Raw genomic sequence first — 23,321 nt, 5'->3', positions numbered from 1 at the left:
CTCCATTTGTACTTTTTATATATCCGGTTGTTCAATGATGCTGATTCTTACTTTATCTTTTCTTTGGGATGCATCGGTTATATCATACCATACCACCACATTGCCCGCCACGCAAGCTTTGGACAGCATCCCCTTTTCATCGGGTTTGGTAAGCCGAGCATAGCAATCTATTTCCCAAAAATATAGCATTATAGAATCATTCTGGGTATAGACTATAAATTTGTCCCCTACTCCAAATAGCCTTCCAACGCCCTGTGCAACCACCTGTATGGTCTTGCCATCGTCTCTGGTCATCAGCAACCTGGCATCTGAAGGATTAAGGCTGTCCAACCAGGCGATTACCTGGCCGTTGGTCTGAGGATAAATAGCAAACCCTTGAGGGTCTATGATCTGTGGCTCCACCACTTCGGCCTCTACCTGCTCGTAAATCTCATCATCCTGGTTCTCTCCTTGTCTCAGTTCACCCTCGCCCTCAACGTCAACGATCTCGACTTCAATAGCTGTCTCTCCTTGCTGCAATGTATCGTTTGCGGAGATATCGTCAGGCTGAGCTACGGGCCCATCCCCGCTTGGCTGGATGACAGAATCCTGTGCCGTAGCTGCCCCTATCGTCAATGCCTCTTTAAGGTCCAGCTTTTTGATAATGCTTTTGCCCGCGTCCTCCGGCGACGGGCACACCCATACTAAGATATCATCGTACAATGCAGGTGGACATGTCCCATACGTGGGATTGTTAAAGCTTTCAAGGATTACAGGCTCCCCTGACTTAAAATTATACAGATACATCCTGTCATTTTCCTCGTCCTTTTGCTCTACCCATACGAGGTTATCGCCGTACAGCACCAGCTGTGGTTTATTGAGATCACAGCGTTTAACCTGAGATATTTCTCCCGTCTTTCTATTTAAGGCATATATATAGTTGGTACCGCTTTGATTTGTATCCAGCCACACAATCCAATTCTCGTTGAACCTTCCTTCATAGATCTCGCCAAACTTAACCTTGGTCTCAGCAACCTGAGTTTGCTCCATGGTATCCAGGTTATACAGAAAAAGTTTGGTAAGCACGGGGCCTTCGATGCTGGAAGAGTTGCCGGCTGAATAGAGGAGTTCCCTACCATATGGGGTAGGCTCATTTATTTGCACCATCTCGGTCTCCAAATCTATTCTGACGTCTGATAGATCTATGACCAGTGGTTGCTTGGGTTGCACCTTTTCATCGTCATCTGATAGCTTGGGCTCCCGCACAAAATCGTCTTCTTCAGGGGAATTTAAAACAATTTCCTCCATCGGTTCTTCAACCCTTTCCGGCAAATCGGTATGCCACAAAACATCGCCTTTTAATACCAACCCGAAAACCACAACAACTAAAGCACACGTACAAGCTATGGCCATGGCCCGGACCCTTTCATGCTTTAAAAGCTCCATGGCCTTTTCCGCCCTATCCCTAATCCATAATACAGCATCCTTAAACTCCATAATGTCATCCCTTTCATAAATTTGCAAAAATTTAACAGATTAGACGTTTGTTTACGAATTTTGTTGCCGGCAACCTCAAGGCAATATTACATAAAAACAAAAACTTACAAGCCTGGTTTTATTATACCACCCATCCATATCAATTCCAACACCCAATGACAATTCAAAAGGCCGGGCTTCTATGCCCGGCCATATTACACTACTTATACCGGTATCTGTTTTTTAAACACCAGCTTTCCATCCTCAACGTCCAGTAACACCTTATCTCCCGCCTTGACACGCCCGGCAAGGATCTCCTCCGACAGGTTATCCTCCAGGGTTTTCTGTATAACCCTGCGCAAAGGTCTGGCACCATATAGGGGGTCAAATCCCTGTTTAATCATATACTCCTTGGCTGCATCGCTGACTTCCAGGAATATATTTTTCTCCTCAAGGCGCTTGGCAACATTCTGTATCATCAGAGAAGTAATCTGCCTCAAATGCTCATCCTCCAGCGGGTGGAACACTATGATCTCGTCCAGACGGTTGAGAAACTCTGGCCTGAAGGTCTTACGCAGCTCTTCCATTATGTTGTCCTTCATCTTCTCGTATTCGGTGGCAGCCATATCGCCTGCTGCAAAACCAAGGGTCTTCTGTTTCCTGATGGTATGGGCTCCAACGTTGGAGGTCATGACTATGACGGTATTTTTGAAGTCCACCGTCCTGCCTTTGCCGTCGGTAAGCCGGCCGTCCTCAAGGATTTGCAGCAATATGTTGAACACGTCAGGGTGTGCTTTTTCGATCTCATCGAGCAGCACCACGGAATACGGCCTTCTTCTCACCTTTTCGGTGAGCTGTCCGCCCTCTTCGTATCCCACATAGCCAGGAGGTGCACCGATTAGCCTGGACACAGTATGCCTTTCCGAATACTCAGACATGTCTATGCGTATCATTGCGTTTTCATCGCCAAAGAGAGCCTCCGCGAGGGCTTTGCACAACTCGGTCTTCCCTACGCCCGTTGGCCCTAAGAACATAAATGAACCTATGGGGCGTTTTGGATCCTTAAGCCCTGCCCGTGCCCTCCTTATGGAGTTTGCCACCGCGCGCACCGCTTCATCCTGCCCAATGACGCGCTTGTGGAGTATCTCCTCCATTTTAAGCAGCCGCTCGGCTTCACCCTGTTCCAATCTCTGAACGGGTATTCCCGTCCAGCTGGATACGATTTGGGCTATATGATCTTCCGTCACTACCTCGGTATTGGCGGTGTTTTGCGTAGCCCACTTTTCTTTCTCTTTCTCGATCTGTTGACGAATCAACTGCTCCTCATCGCGAATCTGTGCGGCCTTTTCAAAGTTCTGGTTCATGACGGCCTCTTCTTTTTCTTTTTTCAGCTTCTCTAGCTTATCCTCTAGCTCCTTTATCCTAGAAGGAGGCGTAAAAGCCTGTAGCCTCACACGGGATGCCGCCTCGTCGATGAGGTCAATAGCCTTGTCGGGAAGGTACCTATCGGCTATATACCGTGCCGATAGCTCAACAGCCGCCTTTATGGCCTCGTCGGTGATTCTCACCTTATGGTGAGCCTCATACTTGTCCCTGAGACCCATCAATATTTGGACGGCTTCCTCTTTGGAGGGTTCCTCCACCATCACCGGCTGAAATCTCCTCTCCAGAGCCGGGTCTTTTTCCACGTGCTTCCTGTACTCGTCTAGGGTGGTGGCCCCAATTACCTGGATCTCGCCACGGGCCAAAGCCGGTTTCAATATGTTGGAAGCATCAATGGCTCCTTCCGCTGCGCCGGCGCCAATGATGGTATGCATCTCATCTATAAAGAGGATCACATTGCCGGCCTTCCTTATCTCTTCCATCACGGTCTTGATGCGCTCTTCAAATTCTCCACGGTATTTGGTACCCGCCACCATAGCCGACAGATCCAGGGTAACGACCCTCTTATCGCGCAAAAGCTCGGGAATATTGCCGTCGACAATCCTTTGGGCCAGCCCTTCAACGATGGCCGTCTTACCTACCCCCGGTTCGCCAATCAAAACGGGGTTGTTTTTGGTCCTCCTGGTTAAAATCTGAAGCACCCGTTCTATTTCCTTCTCCCTTCCTACCACTGGATCAAGGTTGCCTTCCCGTGCCATTTCGGTGAGATCCCTTCCAAATTGGTCCAGCGTAGGAGTATTGCTCTTGCGCCTTTTGGCGGCTGTGCGCGGTTCACCGCCTTCCTCCTTCAAAATTTTAAGCAGCTGTTCTCTAACCGCCTGGAAATCCACCCCCAAGTCTTTGAGAATTCGTGCCGCCACCCCTTCTCCTTCCCTAAGGAGCGCCAACAACAGGTGTTCTGTACCCACGTAATTATGGCCAAGATTGCGTGCTTCGTAAAAGCTGAGTTCCATAACCCGCTTGGTACGCGGAGTATATCCAAAACCTTCATTGAAATTGAAAGTGCCTCTGCCAATCAGCTCCTCTATTTGCCTTCTGACCTTGTCTGCATCGGCGCCCAGCTGCCTAAGGATCTGTGAAGCAACCCCTTCTTCTTCACGAATTAGCCCCAGCAACAGGTGCTCTGTGCCTACGTAGTTGTGTCCCAAAGCCCGCGCTTCTTCCTGAGCATACATCAAAGCCCTTTGAGCCCGCTCGGTGAATCTTCCGAAAAACGCCATTTTTCACCCTCCCTTTCTTTTGCTTATACCTTAATTTTCCTCTATCAAATGTTCTCCTGACAAAGGTATCCTATATTTAAACCGCATTTGTTCCTCATCTTAGTGTAAAGTAAAGCATGATCTTTACTCCTTCATCTTAAAACAACATCTTATTCCTATTTATTATACCCTCGGCACCATGGACAAAAACGTTCAAACAACTTTGCTCAGCTCCTTTCTGACCCTGTCGGCCCTTGCCACATCCAATTCCTGCGCGCTTACCTCTCTGCCTACATAAGCTTGAAGGTGGGCCGGCTGGCATTTGACCATTAGCTCGTTGAGCATCACAACATCTATCCCACTGATGATACCCATATCCACCCCCAGCCGTACCTGGGACAGCAAGGACATAAATTCCTGCAGGTTCAGCTTTCTAGCATATTTTAGCATTCCTAAAGCCCGCCATATGCGGTCTTCAAATTCCAGCTTGCCGGACTGTACCAAAGCCTGCCGCGCCATCCTCTCATTCTCCATTATTTGACGTACGGCGATGTTGATGCTGCTTATTATTTCTTCCTCGGTTGGGCCTAAGGTGATCTGGTTGGATATCTGGTAAATATCGCCCAGGGCTTCGCTTCCCTCACCATAAAGGCCCCTGGCAGTCAAGCCCACTTTGGATATGGTATGCAAAACGCTGTTTATATGATCGGTAGCCACAAGCCCTGGTAGATGCATCATCACCGACGCCCGCATGCCCGTACCCACATTGGTGGGGCAGCTGGTAAGATACCCTAAATTCTCGTCAAAGGAGTACTCTATGCTCTCCTCCACGATGTCGTCCACTTTGTTTAACAGTTCCCAAGCCTTGTCGAGCTGAAATCCGGGAAAGATGCACTGCATCCGTATATGGTCCTCTTCATTGACCATTATGCTTATTTGTTCATCGTGATTGATGAGGACAGCGGCTACCTCTGCACGCTCCAAAAGGTCCGGGCTTATCAAATGCTTCTCGACTAGCACATATCTTTCCACATCACTCAAGTTCTTTAAAGGAATGAAGTCAAAATCACGGCTCAGTATCGAGTTGCTTTCCAGAATGCTTTTCTTCACCATATCCACAACTTTTTGCGATACTTCTTGGCTTGCTATGGACGGAAAGGGCAATCCGGCAATGTTTCTTGCAATCCTTATTCGGCTGCTCATTACTATACCGCTGTAAGGTCCGCTCTCGTTTATCCAGCTCATTCAAATCCCCTCCTTATAGCTGCCCCAGCTGCTTTTCAAGCTCCCGTATCTGATCCCTTAACTTGGCAGCTTCTTCAAAAGCCTCTGCTTCGATGGCCTTTTGAAGCTGGGCTTTCAGCTGCTGAATCTGTCGCTCAAGGCGTAAACCTACTCCCGCCCTCCTGGGCACCTTGCCGTTGTGCTTCAGGCTCCCTTGTACCCTTTTAACTACAGGGGTAAGCTCGTCAGCAAAATATTTGTAGCAATCCTGGCATCCTAACCTTCCAAGCTTTCTGAACTGCATAAAGTCCATGCCACAGGACTTACACCTGATCAAGCCCTGATTCTCAACGGGAACGGCTGCCTTACCCATATCCAGGAAACTAGTTAAAAGGTCGTTTATGGAAAATGGAACAAACACCTTGAAATCCCCTTTTTGATTTGCACACTCCTCGCACAAGTAAAGTTCCGTCTTATGGTTATTGACTATTTTTGTAAAGTGAACCGTCGCGGGGCGTTTTTGGCATTGTTGACATAGCATTGAATTTCACTCCTTTTTGAATTAAAATCAGCATCAGTTACGCAGCGTTAAAATGGCGGTAAGCATCGCCTTCATGATGCTGGCGCGAACGTTATCCTTCAAGTTCGTTGGAATGCCTATCCCTTTATCCTGTATAGCCGCTTTCATTATGAGCGATTCCCGCTCGGTGATAATCCCTTTATTTAGCATATGATAAATTATGTCTTCGGCTGCCTGCTGCGATATACGATTGCCTATCCTTTCCTTAAGCAGATACATTATATAATCATTGTTATCCATGTCTAAACGTATAATACGGATATATCCTCCACCGCCCCTTCGGCTCTCTATATAATACCCGCGATCAAGGGAAAAACGCGTGGCCAATACATAATTGATCTGTGAAGGCGCGCACTCGAAATAATCCGCTAGCTCGTTCCTTTGAAGTTCCAGCTGCCCATTGCTCTCTTCAAGCAGTGTCTTTATAAACTCTTCAATCATGTCGCTCAATCGTGCCATCCACATCACCTCTTTGGTTATTGACCTTCTCTGACTTTCATTTTAATTATAACCAATTATAACAGAAAAATAACATTTAATATTCAAGGGATTCCCTGTATTTTATGCTCTATTTTTAAATTACATCCATTTAACTCCAAAAATTAAATGTTTAAACCGGTTTTTGTCTAGCTACTGCTTTATTTTATACATTTTTAAACCCTGTATCTCTATCGCACTTAATTTATGTTTCATTTTTATAAACTTTTATTATCATACAAGCTCTAGCAATGATAATAAGCTAAAGCAGTTGGAGCAAAGTAAAAAAGCGGGAGAAAGACATCGTTGATGCTTAAAAATTGATGCCACAATAAAAACCTCCTACAAGGCTGTTATACCCTAAGCCCCGTAGGAGGTTCTCGTTTAAAAAGCTCAATCTTCTATTACCTGTTTAGCCAGCTCTATTGGGGATATCGCATCCTTGGAAAATGGTCTGAGCCTCACGCTGAAATTGAACTCATGGGGCAGCAACCTGTACTGCGGTAACTGTCCAGGCCCACAGCTGGCACTGCCCAGCCCGTGCTGCCTGTAATCCAGATTCACGGTGATGAAGTCGCGCTTTGTCAGCTCATATGTATGAGAAGCTGCGTCCAGGTCCTGTGTGGTAAACCAGTGGGCGCTGAATTCCAGTTGCGGCATTCCCACCGCCAGCAAGCCCATACCACGGGTATCGGTGAAGGATACCCACCGCACATCGGTGCGGTTTCCATTTTCCTGTGGGCGTACATAGGGCGTGTACAAATCATCCACCTTACAGCTGTATACGCCAAATCGGTTGGCCTCCTTGCTGTCACAATAGCTCTCGCCAGGACCGCGCCCGTACCACGATACAGAATCCATACATGCTGGTAAAGCCATCTGCAGCCCTATTCTCGGCAGGGTATCCGGTAGCTCCCCCTGCGGTACACCATGGACTACCATAGCCACATCTCCGCTGCCATAGATGTTGTATATATACTCACAGGTTATGCCCCAATCATATGCTGGAGGGGCTATGCGCGAGGTGACCTTTACTTGCACCGCGCTCTTCCCGCAAGATTTAACCTCAACGCTATCTATGCGATGTTGGAGCTTATCAAGGCCTGCCCTGCGCCACATGACCGCCTCGTGTACATCGTTATCAGTGGGCGCTCTCCAGAAGTTCATCTTTGGCCCTTTCACCAACATATCCATCCCCTGATATCTCCAAGATTGTATGATACCCCTCACCTTATCGAACACCAGCTCAAAATCTGCGCCTGAAATCAGCAGCTTGTTCCCCTGTTGTCCATAAGATACCGGCGCCATGGATGCCACGTATACCTTAGGAGCAGGAGATTCAACCGGCAGCTTAAACTGCGCCCAGGCAACCTCATATCCTCTCTCAGCCCACGGTGTATCACACGCCAAGACAAAATGCAAATTCAGCCAGTAATCGGTACCGGGTTTAGCGACCTGGGGCATTTGCAGGGGTATGGTCACAATTTGGCTGTCGCCGGCCTCAATATGAGGTATGTCAACCTGTCCACCTTGCAATATTTGTCCATCGGCCGTTATATCCCAAGACAAGGCCAGATGGTCCAGCGAAATAAAGTCATACCGGTTTATAATACGCACCTTACCAGCCTTTAAATCCACTTCCTCTACCTTTACCGGCTCCAGCACCTTTTTGTACTCTATCAGACCGGGCGATGGCGTCCTATCTGGGAACAGCAGACCGTCTATGACGAAATTCCCGTCATTGGGCTGATCTCCAAAATCGCCGCCGTAGGCAAAGTATTCTTCTCCATTATCCGCCCTTCGCCTGATGCCGTGGTCCAGCCACTCCCATACGCAGCCTCCCTGTAGCCTCTTGTATTTATAGAAAACTTCCCAGTATTCTTTTAGATTGCCCGGCCCGTTGCCCATGGCATGGGCGTACTCGCAAAGTATATGAGGCCTTTTGATACCTGTCTTTTGCCCCAGCTCTATCATCTTATCGATGGAGGTGTACATGGTGCTGTACACATCGGATACTTTAGGCTCAACCTCTTCATTGTCAAATATGAGCCTGGTTTCCCCTTCATAATGGATGAGACGGGTGGGGTCGATCTGGCGAGCTTTCTTGGCCATGGCCTCATGGTTCTGCCCAAAGCCCGATTCGTTGCCCAGCGACCACATGATGATGCAGGGATGATTCTTATCTCGCTGAACCATTCTCTCTATCCGATCCACATATGCCTCTTCCCATTGAGGATCATTGCTCAATCTACTCCAGTCTTTAATCACCGCAAAGCCATGGCATTCAAGATCAGCCTCGTCTATGACATAAAGCCCGTATTCGTCGCATAGGTCATAGAACCTGGGGTCATCGGGATAATGGGAAGTTCGTACCGCATTTATATTGTGCCGCTTCATGAGGATAACATCTTGTATCATCGCATCCAGGGGCACCGCCCTACCAAGGTCGGGATGATGCTCGTGTCGGTTTACCCCCTTAAGCTTTATGGCGACACCGTTAACCAAAAAGTTACCATCCTTCAACTCTATGGACCTGAACCCTACTCTGGAGGGGATGACTTCCAAAATGCGCTCATCAGCATCCTTTACGATCAGCAGCAGTTTATACAGATAAGGCGATTCAGCCGACCACTTCTTGGGGTTGGCTACAGGTATTTCTATATCCAACGTGGCCTGACCAGCAGCAGATATGAAGAACTCCCGTTTCAGCGGATTTTCGATAACAGGACAACCACAGGCATCCAAGAGCTTAACCTCTAATTGACCGCCTACCTCTTGCTGGAATGCGTTATTCAAAACAGCTTTGATATGTAGAACCGCATCTTTATAGTTTTCATCCAGCTGGGTACGCACAAAGTAATCAAACAGGTGTACCTTGGGCCTGGCGAGGAGATACACGTCCCTAAATATGCCGCTCAGCCACCACATGTCCTGATCCTCCAGATAGCTCCCATCGCTCCACTGGTACACCCTGACGGCCAAAGTGTTCATACCCACACGAACCCATGGGGTTATGTCAAACTCGGCTGGTAAGCGGCTGCCCTGGCTGTATCCCACCTCATTGCCGTTTACCCATACATGAAATGCGCTGTCCACCCCTTCAAACCTTAAGGCTATCTGGTAACCCTCCCACCTTTCGGGTATATAAAAATCCCGCCTATAACAGCCAGTAGGATTATCACTGGGTACCCGTGGGGGATCCACCGGAAAAGGATATATCACGTTGGTATAGTGCGGCCGCCCGTATCCCCACATTTGCCAGTTTGAAGGCACCTGAATACTATCCCACGCCGTTACATCATAATCCTCCCTATAAAACCCTTCAGGCGCTTCTGCAGGCGACCCTGCGTAATAGAATTTCCATGCTCCATTGAGCAGCTTAAAACGTTCAGAAGCTCCCCGCTGGCCTATCATAGCCGAGGCTTCATCATGATATGGAATAAAATAAGCTCTACTGGGCATGCGATTGCGCTGAAGTACCTTTGGATTTTCCCAGTCATTTAGGGGTTTTACTATCTCTTGCATAATAAAACCACTCCTCCTCAAGGAAATAGATTTTAGGCTGGGAAATAAGCTGTTATTTGCGCATCATAGCCCGCCTATGCTTTTTGAATAAATTCCTGTAGCGTGCTATATCTTTTCTGGTGTCATTCATTACTTCCTTTTAAAGCCAACATCAACTCTTCATAAAACAAAAAAGACCGCACCTCATCATCCCATCGATGAGGACGATCTTTTCTGCCCCTTTACTCAACGGTGAAAGGCAACAACGCTAAAATGCGCGCTCTCTTAATGGCCACAGTGAGCTGCCTTTGATGCTTTGCGCAGTTACCAGAAATCCTACGAGGAAGAATTTTCCCTCGCTCGGTCATATATTTTCTCAGCCTCTGAATATCCTTGTAATCTATCTTCTCAATTTTATCTAGGCAAAAGCTGCACACTCTCTTTTTATTACGCCTTCCCCTAGAAGGCTTTACTGCATTTTCAACCATCCACCTTTACCTCCTTCCACTCTAGAATGGAAGCTCATCTTCTTCACCCTCGATGTATTGGAAACCAGCAGGGATATCCTCGTATTCTTGCTCCGAATGGGGCAGGTCATCAAACGGCACCGCACTCCTATCCATCCCCGATCCATCGCGATCTAAAAATACCACCTCGTCTGCTACCACTTCGGTCACATAGCGTCGCTGTCCGTCGCGTCCCTCGTAGCTACGGGTCTGAATCCTTCCCGAGACGGCCACCAGCCTGCCCTTACTGAGATACTTAGCGCACGTTTCAGCCAATCCCCGCCATACTACAATGGGAATAAAGTCAGCTTCACGTTCTCCTTGCTGGTTGGTAAAATTTCTATTTACCGCCAAGAAAAAAGTAGTTACCGCAACTCCGCTAGGGAGGTACCGAATCTCGGGGTCTTTTGTTAAACGCCCAATCAATACAACCTTATTTAACAATTTTTACACCCACTTTCTATTATTCGTCCTCCCGGACAATCAGATAGCGGATAACCCCATCCGTGATCTTATACATGCGCTCTAGTTCCCGTGGGACGGAAGGCCCTGCAGTAAAGTTCATGAGCACATAATAACCTTCTCTGAAGTGCTCGATGGGATAAGCCAACTTCCTCTTGCCCCACTCCTCAACCTTTTCTACCTGTCCACCCTGTTCAGCAATGAGATTTGAAAACTTCTCGATATTCTGCTTAACTGCCTCTTCTTCCAGATCAGGGCGGAGCACATACATGGTCTCGTACTTCCTTATCCTCATCCGGTTTCACCTCCTTTTGGACTTTGGCCCTGCTTCAAAGCAGAGCAAGGATACGGCAAAAATGCTGCTTTTCCACTTTTTCACCATTTGCATTATATCATTGCACGTGGTTAAATGCAACAAAAAGTTTATTCCGCTTTAATTGTAAAAATTTGACTATGAATTGGGATCCAGAACATCCCTCAATGCATCGCCAAAAAGATTAAAGCCCAGTACTACCAGCATGATCATAAGCCCTGGAAAAAAGGAAATCCACGGCGCCTGGTCAAGTAGCCCCTTACCGCTATCCAAAATAACTCCCCAGCTGGGCTCAGGCGGTTGAGCCCCCAATCCCAAAAAGCTCAAAGAAGCCTCTATTACTATGGCCTTGGGCAGCTCTAAAGTAGCCATGACGATCACAGGCCCCAGCGCATTGGGGAGCACATGTCCGAATATTATTCTGGCATCGCTCATTCCAAGAATACGGGCAGCTTGAACAAACTCCCGCTCCCTTAAAGAGAGAAACTGGCCCCTTACCACCCTGCAGTATCCTGCCCAGCTGGCAAGAGCGATGGCTATTATGACGTTTTCAACCCCCGTTCCTAAAGTGGCAATGAAGGCTATGGCCAAAAGGGTGGTAGGAAAGGCCCAGGCTACATCGGTTATAGAGGTGATGATATAATCCACAACTCCGCCGTAATATCCGGCCAGGGCACCCAGTACCGTACCTATCACCAGCGAGATTCCCACAGCTACAAATGCCACCCTCAGGGATATCCGCGCTCCGTAAACTATCCTGCTGAATATATCCCTGCCAAATTCGTCGGTACCAAACAGATGTTCAGCAGAAGGAGGCTGCAGCACAGCCGAAATATCGGGCTTATCGTACTCATAAGGTGCCAGCCATGGTGCGAAGGCCGCCGTACACACAAACAACACTATGATCACCGCGCCAAATACAGCCCCTTTATGCTTGAAAAGCTTTGCAAAGAAATCGATAAGGTGCCTGCGTTCCTTTCCCTCCTTTGCTTCTAGAGCCTGCTGCTCAATCCATTCTTTTTGGATATACACTCCTCCATTCCTACTCTGCGGCGCAATCATCCCTTATATCACCTTCTTTCAGCAAGATTAGCTGTATCTTATCCTGGGGTCCACAATGGCATACAATACGTCAGCCAAAAGGTTGGCCAGGATTATTGAGGAAGTCAGCACTATCATAGAACCCTGGACAACGGGATAATCCCGTGCCAGTATAGAATCCACCATCAATCGCCCTATCCCCGGGATGCTGAATATTATCTCAAGAGCCACCGACCCGCCAATGATCCATCCTAGCCTAAGGCCCATAAGCGTGATAACAGGTATCAGAGCATTTTTGAGCGCATGCCTGTAAATCACCACTTTTTCAAAAAGCCCCTTGCTCCTGGCAGTTCTTATGTAATCCTGATTTAAAACCTCCAGCATGCTTGACCTCACCATCCTAGCCGTTACGGCTGCATTGGTCAGCCCAATGGCAAAGCCGGGAAGGATAAGGTGCCGGATGGTTCCGTATCCCGAAATGGGGAACCACCTCAATTTATAGGCGAAAAAGTACATAAGCAGCATGCCAAGCCAGAATGTGGGGATGGCTGCTCCCAATAGAGTACCTGACATACACATATAATCCACCAGGGTATTTTTCTTTACTGCTGCTATCACCCCTACCGGGATGGCAATCAAAAATGTTATTAAGAATCCCAGCAGGCCGATTTCCAGCGTGACAGGCAGCCTTTCCTTTATCATCTCAATTACCGGCCGCTCCTGAAGGATGGAAACGCCTAAATCTCCTTCTATTACACTCTTCATAAACCTTAAATACTGTATAATGAAGGGCTGATCCAGCCCGTACTTCCGCCTTATGCTCTCATAAACCTCGGGCGTTACGTTGGGCCCTGCAATCCGGGATACCGGATCCCCCGGAGCAAAATAAAATATTGAAAAAACAATGAGGGTCATGACTATGATCACCGGTACCATTAAAACTATCCTTCTTACGATGTACTTGAGCATAATCTACACCCCATCCCCCTACTCCACCTCTATGTCAAACCCGTCGTTGTACTGCAGCATCCAAGGATGATACTTGAAATTTTTCACTTCCTTGCGTACCGCGATTATATTCATGGGCACGTAGATGGGCGCCCATACAGCTTGTTCGATCAAATAACGCTGTACCTCCTTGTACGCCTCGGCCCTTTCAGCCCAGGTCGGCCTTCTAGCTGCAAACATGATGAGCTCATCGGTCTTGGGGTCCCTCCATCTTGAATGGTTTGGATACGGGAAGCGCTCCGAAAGCAAGAACCAGTCAAGTATATCCGCATTGGGCCAGCTGTACTCCCTTATGAACAGTTCCTGCTTGCCTTCCTTTAGCATATCAGCGTAGCTGGCAGAGTCGTACAGCTGAATGCGGGTCTCTATGCCCACTTCCTTGAGTTGCTGCTGAATAATCTCGGCCAGCTTGCTACTCTTAGATGAGTTATCAGCCGAAAGGGTCGCCTTAAAACCATTGGGATAACCCGCCTCAGCCAATAGCTGCCTTGCCTTTTCGGGATTGTATTCATAAGCCAACTGGCTGCTTTCTTCCAGATATTCATCTTTGAGAGCAGGAGGTAGGTACCCATACGCCACCTCTCCTATCCCCTTGAAGACAAACTGTATAATTTCCTCCTTATTCAAAGCATGGTTTATGGCCCTGCGGACCCTTACATCGTTAAAGGGTTCCTTGTCGGTAGCATAGGCAAGGTATCCCAGCTTGGTAGCGGGGTTCTTATAAACCGTGATATCGGGATTCTTTTCCAGCTTTTCCACATAGGTTTCGGGAACATTCCTGAGTATGTGAATGCCACCCGTCTCAAGCTCCATGATCCTGGCACTTTCATCGGGCATGATTTTCAAGATTATCTTGTCAATAAGGGCTGGACCCCTATTGGACATCCATTCGGGGCCCCAGTTGTAATCCTCGTTTTTGACCAGCACCGTCCTGTCTCCCGGAATCCACTCCTCAAGCTTGTAAGGCCCTGTACCTATTACGATCTTTTTCCCATAATCCTCCCCGTACTTCTCATAGGCATTGGCTGGATGTATGCCAGCGGCGGTATTGGATAGGTTGAACAAGAGGTTAGGATATGGATAGTTCAGGATTATCTTTACCGTATAGTTATCAACAATCTGGACTTCCTTTATGGCATCAAGGTCTGCCCTAAAAGGAGAACCCGTGGCTGGATCCTTTATGGTATCAATGGTCCATTTAACGTCCTTGGCCGTAAAGTCGGAACCATCATGGAATTTTACGCCCTTTCTCAGATAAAAGGTCCATACCAACCCATCTTCCGATACCTCCCACCGTTCGGCCAATCCGGGCTGATAGCCAAATTCATAGTCCCTGCTGACAAGTCTATCGTGTATGTAAATCAGGGCATCGGAATACCACGATGTCTTTATGGTATCCATAATTTCAGCATCCCTATCATATCCAATGACCAAGACCTTCTCAGAAGCTTTAGTACTGGCCTTTTTGGAACACCCTCCCACAGCGCCTAGTAAAAACGTTACCAACAAAAGCAACACCACAATTCCCCTTAATGCTTTTTTCACTCTAGATCCCTCCTTATTGATTTTTACCTTTGGAATTAAACTGGCCATAACCTTAACAAGGCTCTACACAAAGCGCCCTTCAATATAGGTGACAGGCCACAAAATGCTGGTCGCCTACCATCTTTATTGGCGGCTCAATCTCGCTACACTGTTTTGTAGCATATCTGCACCTGGTGCTGAATCTGCACCCCGGAGGTGGGTTGACCGGGCTGGGTATCTCGCCCTCCAGCACCAGCCTTTTCCCTTTTCGTCCGGGCTTCAAAACGGGTATGACCGAAAGCAAGGCTTTTGAGTAGGGATGCAATGGTTCCCTGAACAAATCCTCGGCAGGCGCCATTTCCACAATCTTGCCCAGATACATTACCGCCACGCGGTCGCTGATATGCCTAACCACCCGCAGGTCATGAGATATGAATAGATATGATAAGTTTAAACGCGCCTTCAAATCCATGAGGAGGTTTATGACCTGGGCCTGAATGGACACATCAAGGGCGGATACCGGCTCATCGCATATCAGCAGTTTAGGATTGACGGCCAGAGCCCGTGCGATTACTATCCTTTGCCGCTGTCCGCCGCTGAACTCATGGGGATACTTGTCCATATCTTCCTTCCTAAGCCCTACCATATCAAACAGCTCTTCAACCCTCTCCCTCCGCTTAATACTATCTCTCATACCGTGGACGAGGAGTACCTCAGCTACAGCATTACCTACCGCCTTTCTGGGATTCAAAGATGCAAAGGGGTCTTGAAATATGAGCTGCATATGCTTGTATACCTGTCTGAGTTGCTTTTTGTTAAAATGCGTTATATTTTGGCCTTCAAAAAATATCTCCCCTTCTGTAGGCTCCAGCAGTCGCATGATAGTGCGCCCTGTGGTGGATTTACCGCATCCACTTTCTCCAACCAAGCCCAGTGTCTCCCCATACCCTATGTGAAAATCAACCCCATCCACCGCTCTCACATATTCTACTGGCTTACCTAATAAGCCCTTTTTGAATGGAAAATATTTTTTCAAGCCCTTTACTTCTAAAATATTTGCAGTCACAGCCATACCTCCATACTCCCTTTAACTTATCTTCGTCTGCCAACAGGCTTTTTTCGGTAGCCACACATCGATGCATACCAGTAAAACCTCAACCATAATTCCAGCAGCGGACAAGGGCAGAGCCCACCTGTGTCAAAGGCGGTTCATGAAACATGCACTCAGCTTTTACATAATCACATCTGGTCTTAAACCTGCAGCCCTCCTTTATCTCGTCTGGCAGTGGGACCACTCCTTTTATCTCCTTAAGCCTCTGGCCCCGTGGCAAATCCATATCAGGAATAGCCTCTAGCAAGCCCCGCGTATATGGATGTTTTGGATTGTTGAATATAGAGTATACGTCGGCATATTCAACAATTCTGCCTGCATACATTACAGCCACCTTATCGGCTGTTTCAGCCACAACCCCCAGATCATGGGTTATCATGATGACCGACGACCCAAACCTCTCTTTTAGCTCATTTATAAGCTCCAGTATCTGGGCTTCAATGGTTACATCCAGGGCTGTTGTAGGCTCGTCTGCAATGAGCAGCTCGGGATTACACGCCAGCGCCATGGCAATCATTACCCTCTGCCTCATGCCGCCGCTCAGCTGGTGAGGATATTGCTTTATCCTCTTTTCGGGTAGCGGAATTTTAACCATTCTAAGCATTTCTATAGCTCTTTCCAAAGCCTCTTTTTTGGAGACATTTTGGTGTTGAATGATAACTTCGGAAAGCTGATAGCCTATCGTCAGCACGGGGTTCAAAGAAGTCATAGGCTCCTGGAATATCATGGATATGTCGTTGCCTCGGATCTTTCTCATCTCTTCGTTTGTTTTGTCCAAAATGTTTTCTCCTTTAAACCAAATTTCGCCTCTCTCTATCTTAGCAGGGGGACTTGGTAGCAGCCTCATAATGGAAAGGGCAGTTACGCTCTTACCACACCCCGATTCTCCAACCAATCCCAGCGTCTCTCCTCTGGAAACCGAGAAACTCACTCCATCCACTGCAGGAACTATTCGTGTATCCATATAAAAGTAAACGGCCAAATCGTTTATCGTAAGAATTTGTTCACTCAACGACATCCTCCTTCCCAATAATTTCCATGACAAAATTGATTTAAATGGTTAAAGGCTACACTTTGAGTCAAAAATACATCAATTGATAAAAAATACATAAGTAAATAATTTATGTGTGAAATAATGAGTTAAAGTACCGAGATACGCACTTCAGTTTGGGGCGCTAATAAAATAGGCTTTTAACTCGCCAAAATACCCTTTCCTGCTTAAAAAATGGATTGCGACAAGATATTTGGCGTAGAAAAATCAAAAAGCTATGGGAGACCCATAGCCTTTAAGCACGCAAATACCACTCAGGCTCTCAATCTCCCTTACACGCTTACGAGGTTAGCTGACGGATTCGGGCCTAAGGTATAGCCCTACACCTTGGCACACAAGGCTTTTACAAAGCCTCCTCCAAGGTGATTCACCCCGAATAATTGGGTCCCCCGCTTCTTTTTGCAAAGAATTCAGCGCTCCAGATTGAAAGCTTTTACGCTATCGAGCTATTAAATTTAAGATGGTTAAATTCATCAATATGAATCGCCTTTTGGTTAATACACCTTACGGTCAGTATACTATAAATTGCCGTTTATTTCAAGAAGAAAATTCAATCTTTCTATATCGAATACAGTATAATCCCCAACAGACCCGACACGATGATGAGAAGTATCGGATGAACCTTATACTTCAAGCTGGCTGTTAAAGCAACAGCAAATATCATTATGGCCCGCCAGTTTATTGCATTTAAAATATTGCCTATTCCGGAAAACAGGTGTCCCTGCCCGTTCGATACCGCAAAAAAGGTGGTACGGGCAATCAAAAAAGCAGCCGATGCTATAAGCCCTATGACCGCAGGGCGCAAACCATACAGGGCATACCGCACAAGGGCCTGATCCTTAAAGCGCTCCGAGTACTTGGCCACCTGCGTAACTATTAAAAACGAGGGCAGCACTACCCCAGCGGTAGCAAAAGTGGCGCCCAATATGCCTGAGGTCCTGGTCCCAACGAAGGTGGCTGCATTTATAGCAAAAGGCCCAGGCGTCATCTCCGACACGGCTATTATGTCTATGGTCTCCTTAAAGGTAAGCCAGCCATGCCTCACTATTTCTCGCTGGATGAGAGGAAGCATGGCATATCCTCCGCCAATGGTAAATAGCCCTATCTTAAAGAAGATGATTAGCAGCTCCAGGTACAGCTTGTACATGCTCTAAACTCCTTTTCTCCTGTTTATATAGCTTATGGCTATACCGAATACAGCCGATGCCAATAGTACGTATACAGCACTTATATCGGTTAGGCTCATGATAATAAACACAACGGCCGCAATAGCCCATCCATAATTATCCTTTATGCTGGGCTTGATGAGCTGAACCAGCGCCGTTATTATAAGCGCTACCACACCGGCGTTGATCCCCTCAAAGGCCCTTGCAACTACCGGCACTTTTTTAAAGCTCGAAAAGAAAAGCGCTATGACCGAGATAACTATAAACGATGGGAGCACAACGCCTACCGCAGAAGCTACAGCCCCCCACATGCCGGCCACCCTGTACCCGACAAATATCGCCGAATTAACCGCAATCACCCCTGGCACGGATTGCACCATGGCAAATATATCGACGATGTCCTCCTCCTCAATCCAATGGTTGCTGTCCACTATTTCCCTTTTGATGAAGGGAATCATTGCCAGCCCTCCGCCAAAGGTGAAGGCTCCTATGCGAAAAAAGACTAAGAATAGCTTCCGTATTTTCCTCCATTTATCATTGTCTTTCATACTGGCATAACCCCTTTTATTTGGCTATTTGTTTATTATAACAATGAGCATTACCTTTTTCAAGCAGAGGACAATTTTCGTGTCCATGTTCGAAAGCAACACGGAAAATCCCCGCCATATATTTAGTATTTGGAGATGCAAACTTACTCGCAATAGCAGGTCATAACTTGCGCCTGAAATATTATGCAATCATCCACCGCTCCAGGACAAAAAGATCCGTAAAAGTGGAGCATCAAGTTGTAACGTGATACGTTGTGATGTAAAATGAATTTAAATATAAAGCACATGAAAGGAAGAATGGGAAATGTCGGTACTATCGTCATGTAAGGATATGATTGGCTCTTCATTCCTCTGCCAATGCGGCTTGACGCATACGATACCTTTAAGGCACGTGATAATAAAGCAAAAAGCCGAAGAAGACGTCCCTCTAATCGTGGCCGAATTAAGAATGGGAAAGCGTGGCTTGATGATATGCGATGATAATACCTGGGAATTGGCGGGTAATCGTATATTTGAGATGCTCTCAGACAAAGGATATGATATAGGGGTGTGCATGCTCGAGCAAAAGCCCATAGTAATCCCCAACGAAAACGCCATCACGCAAATATTGCTGAAGTTTGACCCTTCAACGGACTTTCTGATAGCGGTGGGTTCGGGCACCATCAATGACATAACGCGCTTTATAAGCCATAGAACAGGCAAGCCCTATATTATATTTGCAACCGCCCCTTCCATGGATGGATACGCATCCACCGTCTCCCCCCTGCTCATAAACGGATTTAAGCGTACATACCCCGCCGTTCACCCACTTGCAATAATAGCCGATACCGATATGCTGTGTTCAGCTCCCGATGATATGATACTGGCCGGTTTTGGCGATATACTGGGCAAGGTCACCTCACTGGCCGATTGGCAGATGAGCGTTATCGTAATGCATGAAAGGCTGTGCCCTGTAGCTAAAAACATGGTCCAAAGAGCTCTGGAAGAAGTCCTCTCAAAGGCATCGCAAATAGCCCAGAGAAAGCCCGAAGGCATACAGGCCCTTATGGAAGCCCTTATACTATCGGGCATTGCCATGATGTTGACGGGCAATTCCCGGCCAGCTTCCGGTAGCGAACACCACATATCCCACTATATCGAGATGAAATATTTCATGCAAGGGCGTCAGCCTCTCTTGCATGGCACGAAGGTGGGCCTGGCCGTCCTTTATACCGTAGCCTTATACAACGAGCTGGTATTTCTGGACCCCAAAAACATAGACATACCGCACCTTGTGATTACCAGAACTTCTTACCAGGAATGGTGCCAAAGGGTAAATAAAGTATTCGGTCCCATTGCCCATGAGGTAATAGGCTCAAATGACAGTAAAAACTGGAATCCCGCTATTTATGAACGCAGGTTGTATGACATCAAGGAAAAATGGGAAACTCACCTTAAACCGCTCATCTCGTCGGTACCTTCGCTCAATACGGTAAAAGAATGGCTGCATACGGCTGGCGCCAACTTTACCCCCCGGGCTCTGGGCATAGAAGAGAGCCTGGTGGAAGAAGCTCTGCTTTACGCCAAAGAAATCCGCCCCTACTACACCATTCTCCGGCTGGCCGATGACCTGGGCATTTTGGAGGAGAAAATAAAAGAGATAATGAATCTTGTATGAAAAATTATAAAAATCAAAAGAGCACCCACCATAAGCCGTGGGTGCTCTCCCATTAATCGACACCATCGGAACCAAATATATTTTTATAAGCTGCTTCAATCCGTTTCAAGTGTTCCTCGGACAATTCCCATTCACCGGCTCCCGCATTTTGCTCGGCCTGCTCAGGAGTTTTGGCACCTACTAGCGCCGAGGTCACTCCTTCCTGCTGATTTACCCAGTTGATAGCCACATGTGCTACGGGCTTGCCCACCTCGTAGGCAATTTCCCTCAGCGCCTCTACCAATTGCATGGCCTTACTCCATAAAGGCTCGTGGAAAAATGGATAAAACCTATCCCTGTGGTCTCCTTTCTCCAATTTGGGCCTTTCCTTAAATTTTCCTGTCAATATGCCTCCACCCAGTGAACCGTATGTAAGGACGCCTATCCCTTTCTCCCTGCAGAAGGGCAATACATCCTTCTCTATGCTTCTCTCAAGCAATGAATACTGCGGCTGTAGGCTGACAATATCGGTCATGGAAATAATTTGCTCCATGAGTTTCGTATCAAAATTGGAAACCCCTAAGTACCTGAACTTGCCAGCCTGCCTCAGTTTAACCAGCTCATTTACCGAATCTTCCAGAGGCGTATTTTTATCGGGCCAGTGGATCTGATACAGATCTATCACATCAACCCCCAAGCGCCGCAGCGATTCATCAATCTCCTTCCTTATGGTTTCGGGCTTTAGGGTGCGTATAAACCGCGGCCCATCACGGAGAACGCCGCACTTGGTGGCAATTATCACCTTGTCGCGCCTTCCCTTTATGGCTTCCCCTACAATGCGTTCAGCATGGCCATTGCCGTACGCCGGTGCGGTATCAATGAGGTTTATACCGCAGTCTATCGCCCGTTGAATGGTCTTGATAGAGAGTGCATCGTCCACACTGCCCCAGAAATCACCTCCAATAGCCCATGTTCCCAAGCCTACTACCGAAACAACAAGGTCACTGTTGCCAAGCCTTTTATACCGCATCTTTTTGCCTCCTTTTTGTTTACTTTTGTTTACTAAAAATAATGATATTTAAATTTTAAAACTTTTCTTTCAACTTTTTCAATTGTTCTTGCAGCTGGGTATTGAAGATGCCGCCATTTACCTTCCGGCCTCTACCATGCTGAGCATCAGGGCATTCATTTCTGTTTTTACTATTGCTCCGCATCTCATATTCTCGAGCTTTCACCAAACGCCTTACCCACCCAAAAACGTAATATAGCTCCTCTAAATTTAATTCTCTAAATTCTTCATTACCTATCTCATATTTCAGCGGGAACTTTTTAGATATTTTCAAGAAACCGTCTATAAAGCCATTGTAGGCTTTTTTAAGGCTTTTTCCACCTCCTATTACCTCCAAATTCGAATCCCGAACATCGTACAGCATTTTATAAAAGCTCTGAAGCTTTTGGTCCTCCGGCTCCTTCTTTTCACGCACAATATTTATCATGTCCAATATAAAACTTACAAAACCGGTGCTGCCCGACTTTACTATATAATCAGCTGCATGCTCTGCGCAAATCAATAATTCTTCTTTGCTCTTGGGCATGATGATCACCTCTCACATAGCAATAAAAGCTCATCACAAAAAGCATTTCTTCAAACAAACCATATATGGGAAAGGCAATGCGAATTAATTAAATCATAACTATCCATCATATGACTTCAATGCGTTGTTGTAGTTTAATATTCTTATAAGAGCATCTATATTCCCCTTCACTTCATGGGAACACTCGTTGATATATTGCCGTGCTTTGTCAGCCCACTCGGGGTGTGAGCTTATAGCAATGCTGCCGTAAAAAAAGGCTTTCCCGTATCCAATTTTAGGATGGATATCACCACTTAATCCCAGTGCAAAGCACAAAAGTGCCAGTTGTTTATGGGTCAATCCACTGTATAGTACTTCTCCTTCAAATTCGGCTCCTGTGGTCACAAATTCGCATAAAATAGGGCCAGTGGGTTGAATCCCATCTACCCCATGCTTGTAAAACTTATAACCTTTGTACTTGCCGTTTTCTATATAATAGCCGCTTTCCGGGTTTGGCTTAAAACTCCTTGGTATGCCCCTGACATAAGTCCCATAATTCACGGCGACAAGATCGCTAAATCGCACCTTGCTCCTGTGTCCCATGCTTCCAAACATGTCGCATATTATACACCTATGCTTTTCATCATGCTGCTTATCTGCAGGCACCTTTTTATCTTTCTGCGATGTTCTCAAACAGCTGTGAGATACGCTTTCTGCGATGGTTCTGACACACCCCTTAAAGCTTGTTCCTGGGATAATGGGTGTCCTATTTACTTTTATAAACTCCCTGTAAATTTTACCGTTCTCTTGTACCTTTAAGTGCCCAGAAAATATATGGACGGGAGTCAAAACCTTCACTTTAATCGGAATGCGACCCTCTAAAGTCCCATTTTCATCATAAATTTTACATTTCAAGAAAGGGACAAAATCATAGGGCTTTGTCATATTCCAGATCACATCCCTGCAATAAATTTTGATCATTAATGGATACATCCTTCAGCAAAGCCGATATCGTTTCACGGCCGCTTATGCTCTTTTCTTTGAAAAATCCTTTATCTATATATCCCTCCATTTCCTCATGCTTTCCGAAATAGCGCACCATCATGTTCACATTTTGAACCCTCATCTGCCCAAATCCTTTTGAGGTAAGGCCCCCAAAAACCACAAAGCCTTGGTCAATCCTGTCGAATATCTCAAATAGCAGTTTAATATGCCATCTGAAGAAGTTTTTGAGGTATATATTGCATTTAAACAGGGCATTCTCTATATATTCAAATTCGTAAACCGGTCCTTTCATAGCTGCCCCCGTTATGCGGTCTATTGCCACTGATACGCGTGAACCTATTTTATACTTCCCTATCGGATAAGCATCGTCAAAATATACACGGCTTTTTAGAATAGTAGAGCCAAACAGCTTACAGGTTGGACAGCTTTCCTTATACCGTTCCTTGCCCAAAGAAAATTCCTTTCCTTGTTGCCGATCCATTTGGCGCTCTTTA

21 protein-coding genes and 1 riboswitch are annotated in these 23,321 nt (G+C 46.7%); of the genes, 1 reads left to right on the top strand and 20 read right to left on the bottom strand.

The window, feature by feature from the left end; genetic code table 11:
- Positions 1-15 precede the first annotated feature (15 nt).
- The 16 genes from FWJ59_RS01015 to FWJ59_RS00940 form a co-directional block, all read right to left on the bottom strand.
- Positions 16-1,476 (bottom strand): hypothetical protein, encoded by a 1,461-nt coding sequence (locus tag FWJ59_RS01015; RefSeq protein ID WP_414480123.1) that lies wholly within the window; start codon positions 1,474-1,476, stop codon positions 16-18.
- A 203-nt stretch (positions 1,477-1,679) separates the two neighbouring features.
- A complete protein-coding gene (locus tag FWJ59_RS01010) occupies positions 1,680-4,118 on the bottom strand; it encodes an ATP-dependent Clp protease ATP-binding subunit (RefSeq protein ID WP_414480122.1) in 2,439 nt (812 codons plus the stop codon).
- Positions 4,119-4,310: 192 nt separating this feature from the next.
- Complete coding sequence (locus FWJ59_RS01005; RefSeq protein ID WP_414480121.1) at positions 4,311-5,342, bottom strand: protein arginine kinase; 1,032 nt, start codon at positions 5,340-5,342, stop codon at positions 4,311-4,313.
- A gap of 13 nt (positions 5,343-5,355) precedes the next feature.
- Positions 5,356-5,862 carry a UvrB/UvrC motif-containing protein gene (locus tag FWJ59_RS01000; RefSeq protein ID WP_414480120.1) on the bottom strand — a complete coding sequence of 169 codons (507 nt, stop codon included), beginning with the start codon at positions 5,860-5,862 and terminating at the stop codon, positions 5,356-5,358.
- 33 nt (positions 5,863-5,895) lie between these two features.
- Positions 5,896-6,360 (bottom strand): CtsR family transcriptional regulator, encoded by a 465-nt coding sequence (locus FWJ59_RS00995; protein WP_414480119.1) that lies wholly within the window; start codon positions 6,358-6,360, stop codon positions 5,896-5,898.
- Between the two features lie 411 nt (positions 6,361-6,771).
- Positions 6,772-9,903: a beta-galactosidase subunit alpha gene (gene ebgA / locus FWJ59_RS00990; RefSeq protein ID WP_414480118.1), complete on the bottom strand. Its 3,132-nt coding sequence runs from the start codon at positions 9,901-9,903 to the stop codon at positions 6,772-6,774.
- A gap of 221 nt (positions 9,904-10,124) precedes the next feature.
- Positions 10,125-10,370 (bottom strand): 30S ribosomal protein S18, encoded by a 246-nt coding sequence (gene rpsR / locus FWJ59_RS00985; protein WP_414480117.1) that lies wholly within the window; start codon positions 10,368-10,370, stop codon positions 10,125-10,127.
- Positions 10,371-10,391: 21 nt separating this feature from the next.
- The gene (locus FWJ59_RS00980; RefSeq protein WP_414480116.1) at positions 10,392-10,832 is read right to left on the bottom strand and encodes a single-stranded DNA-binding protein; all 441 of its coding nucleotides are present in this window, start codon (positions 10,830-10,832) and stop codon (positions 10,392-10,394) included.
- Between the two features lie 19 nt (positions 10,833-10,851).
- A complete protein-coding gene (gene rpsF / locus FWJ59_RS00975; protein ID WP_414480133.1) occupies positions 10,852-11,139 on the bottom strand; it encodes a 30S ribosomal protein S6 in 288 nt (95 codons plus the stop codon).
- A 162-nt stretch (positions 11,140-11,301) separates the two neighbouring features.
- On the bottom strand, positions 11,302-12,225 hold the full coding sequence (locus tag FWJ59_RS00970; RefSeq protein ID WP_414480115.1) for an ABC transporter permease: 924 nt from the start codon (positions 12,223-12,225) through the stop codon (positions 11,302-11,304).
- Positions 12,226-12,252: 27 nt separating this feature from the next.
- Positions 12,253-13,173 (bottom strand): ABC transporter permease, encoded by a 921-nt coding sequence (locus tag FWJ59_RS00965; RefSeq protein ID WP_414480114.1) that lies wholly within the window; start codon positions 13,171-13,173, stop codon positions 12,253-12,255.
- Positions 13,174-13,191: 18 nt separating this feature from the next.
- The gene (locus FWJ59_RS00960; RefSeq protein WP_414480113.1) at positions 13,192-14,757 is read right to left on the bottom strand and encodes an ABC transporter substrate-binding protein; all 1,566 of its coding nucleotides are present in this window, start codon (positions 14,755-14,757) and stop codon (positions 13,192-13,194) included.
- Positions 14,758-14,836: 79 nt separating this feature from the next.
- Complete coding sequence (locus FWJ59_RS00955) at positions 14,837-15,802, bottom strand: ABC transporter ATP-binding protein (RefSeq protein ID WP_414480132.1); 966 nt, start codon at positions 15,800-15,802, stop codon at positions 14,837-14,839.
- 88 nt (positions 15,803-15,890) lie between these two features.
- Entirely contained in the window at positions 15,891-16,865 is a 975-nt protein-coding gene (locus FWJ59_RS00950) for an ABC transporter ATP-binding protein (RefSeq protein WP_414480112.1), read from the bottom strand.
- Positions 16,866-17,160: 295 nt separating this feature from the next.
- A riboswitch (cyclic di-AMP (ydaO/yuaA leader) is annotated at positions 17,161-17,324 on the bottom strand.
- A gap of 133 nt (positions 17,325-17,457) precedes the next feature.
- Positions 17,458-18,045 carry a chromate transporter gene (locus FWJ59_RS00945; RefSeq protein WP_414480111.1) on the bottom strand — a complete coding sequence of 196 codons (588 nt, stop codon included), beginning with the start codon at positions 18,043-18,045 and terminating at the stop codon, positions 17,458-17,460.
- 3 nt (positions 18,046-18,048) lie between these two features.
- Entirely contained in the window at positions 18,049-18,612 is a 564-nt protein-coding gene (locus FWJ59_RS00940) for a chromate transporter (protein ID WP_414480110.1), read from the bottom strand.
- Positions 18,613-18,916: 304 nt separating this feature from the next.
- On the opposite strand from FWJ59_RS00940, the gene FWJ59_RS00935 reads away from it, so the two are divergent.
- Positions 18,917-20,269, top strand: coding sequence for a sn-glycerol-1-phosphate dehydrogenase (locus FWJ59_RS00935; protein ID WP_414480109.1), 1,353 nt, complete (start codon positions 18,917-18,919; stop codon positions 20,267-20,269).
- A gap of 52 nt (positions 20,270-20,321) precedes the next feature.
- Here the strand turns inward: FWJ59_RS00935 and FWJ59_RS00930 are convergent, their stop codons facing one another.
- From FWJ59_RS00930 to FWJ59_RS00915, 4 genes are all read right to left on the bottom strand, one after another.
- Complete coding sequence (locus FWJ59_RS00930) at positions 20,322-21,278, bottom strand: aldo/keto reductase (RefSeq protein ID WP_414480108.1); 957 nt, start codon at positions 21,276-21,278, stop codon at positions 20,322-20,324.
- Between the two features lie 55 nt (positions 21,279-21,333).
- On the bottom strand, positions 21,334-21,843 hold the full coding sequence (locus FWJ59_RS00925; RefSeq protein ID WP_414480107.1) for a hypothetical protein: 510 nt from the start codon (positions 21,841-21,843) through the stop codon (positions 21,334-21,336).
- A 99-nt stretch (positions 21,844-21,942) separates the two neighbouring features.
- Positions 21,943-22,737 (bottom strand): RAMP superfamily CRISPR-associated protein, encoded by a 795-nt coding sequence (locus FWJ59_RS00920; RefSeq protein WP_414480106.1) that lies wholly within the window; start codon positions 22,735-22,737, stop codon positions 21,943-21,945.
- Positions 22,738-22,750: 13 nt separating this feature from the next.
- Positions 22,751-23,321 (bottom strand): RAMP superfamily CRISPR-associated protein (locus FWJ59_RS00915; protein WP_414480105.1); only part of this gene is annotated, 571 nt, incomplete at its 5' end.

Origin of the sequence: Caldicoprobacter sp., assembly GCF_047459465.1 — a bacterium.
In the GTDB taxonomy this organism is placed as follows: domain Bacteria; phylum Bacillota; class Clostridia; order Caldicoprobacterales; family Caldicoprobacteraceae; genus Caldicoprobacter.
The sequence above is the reverse complement of the archived record's forward strand: the minus strand, read 5'-3'. Positions and strand labels throughout refer to the sequence as shown.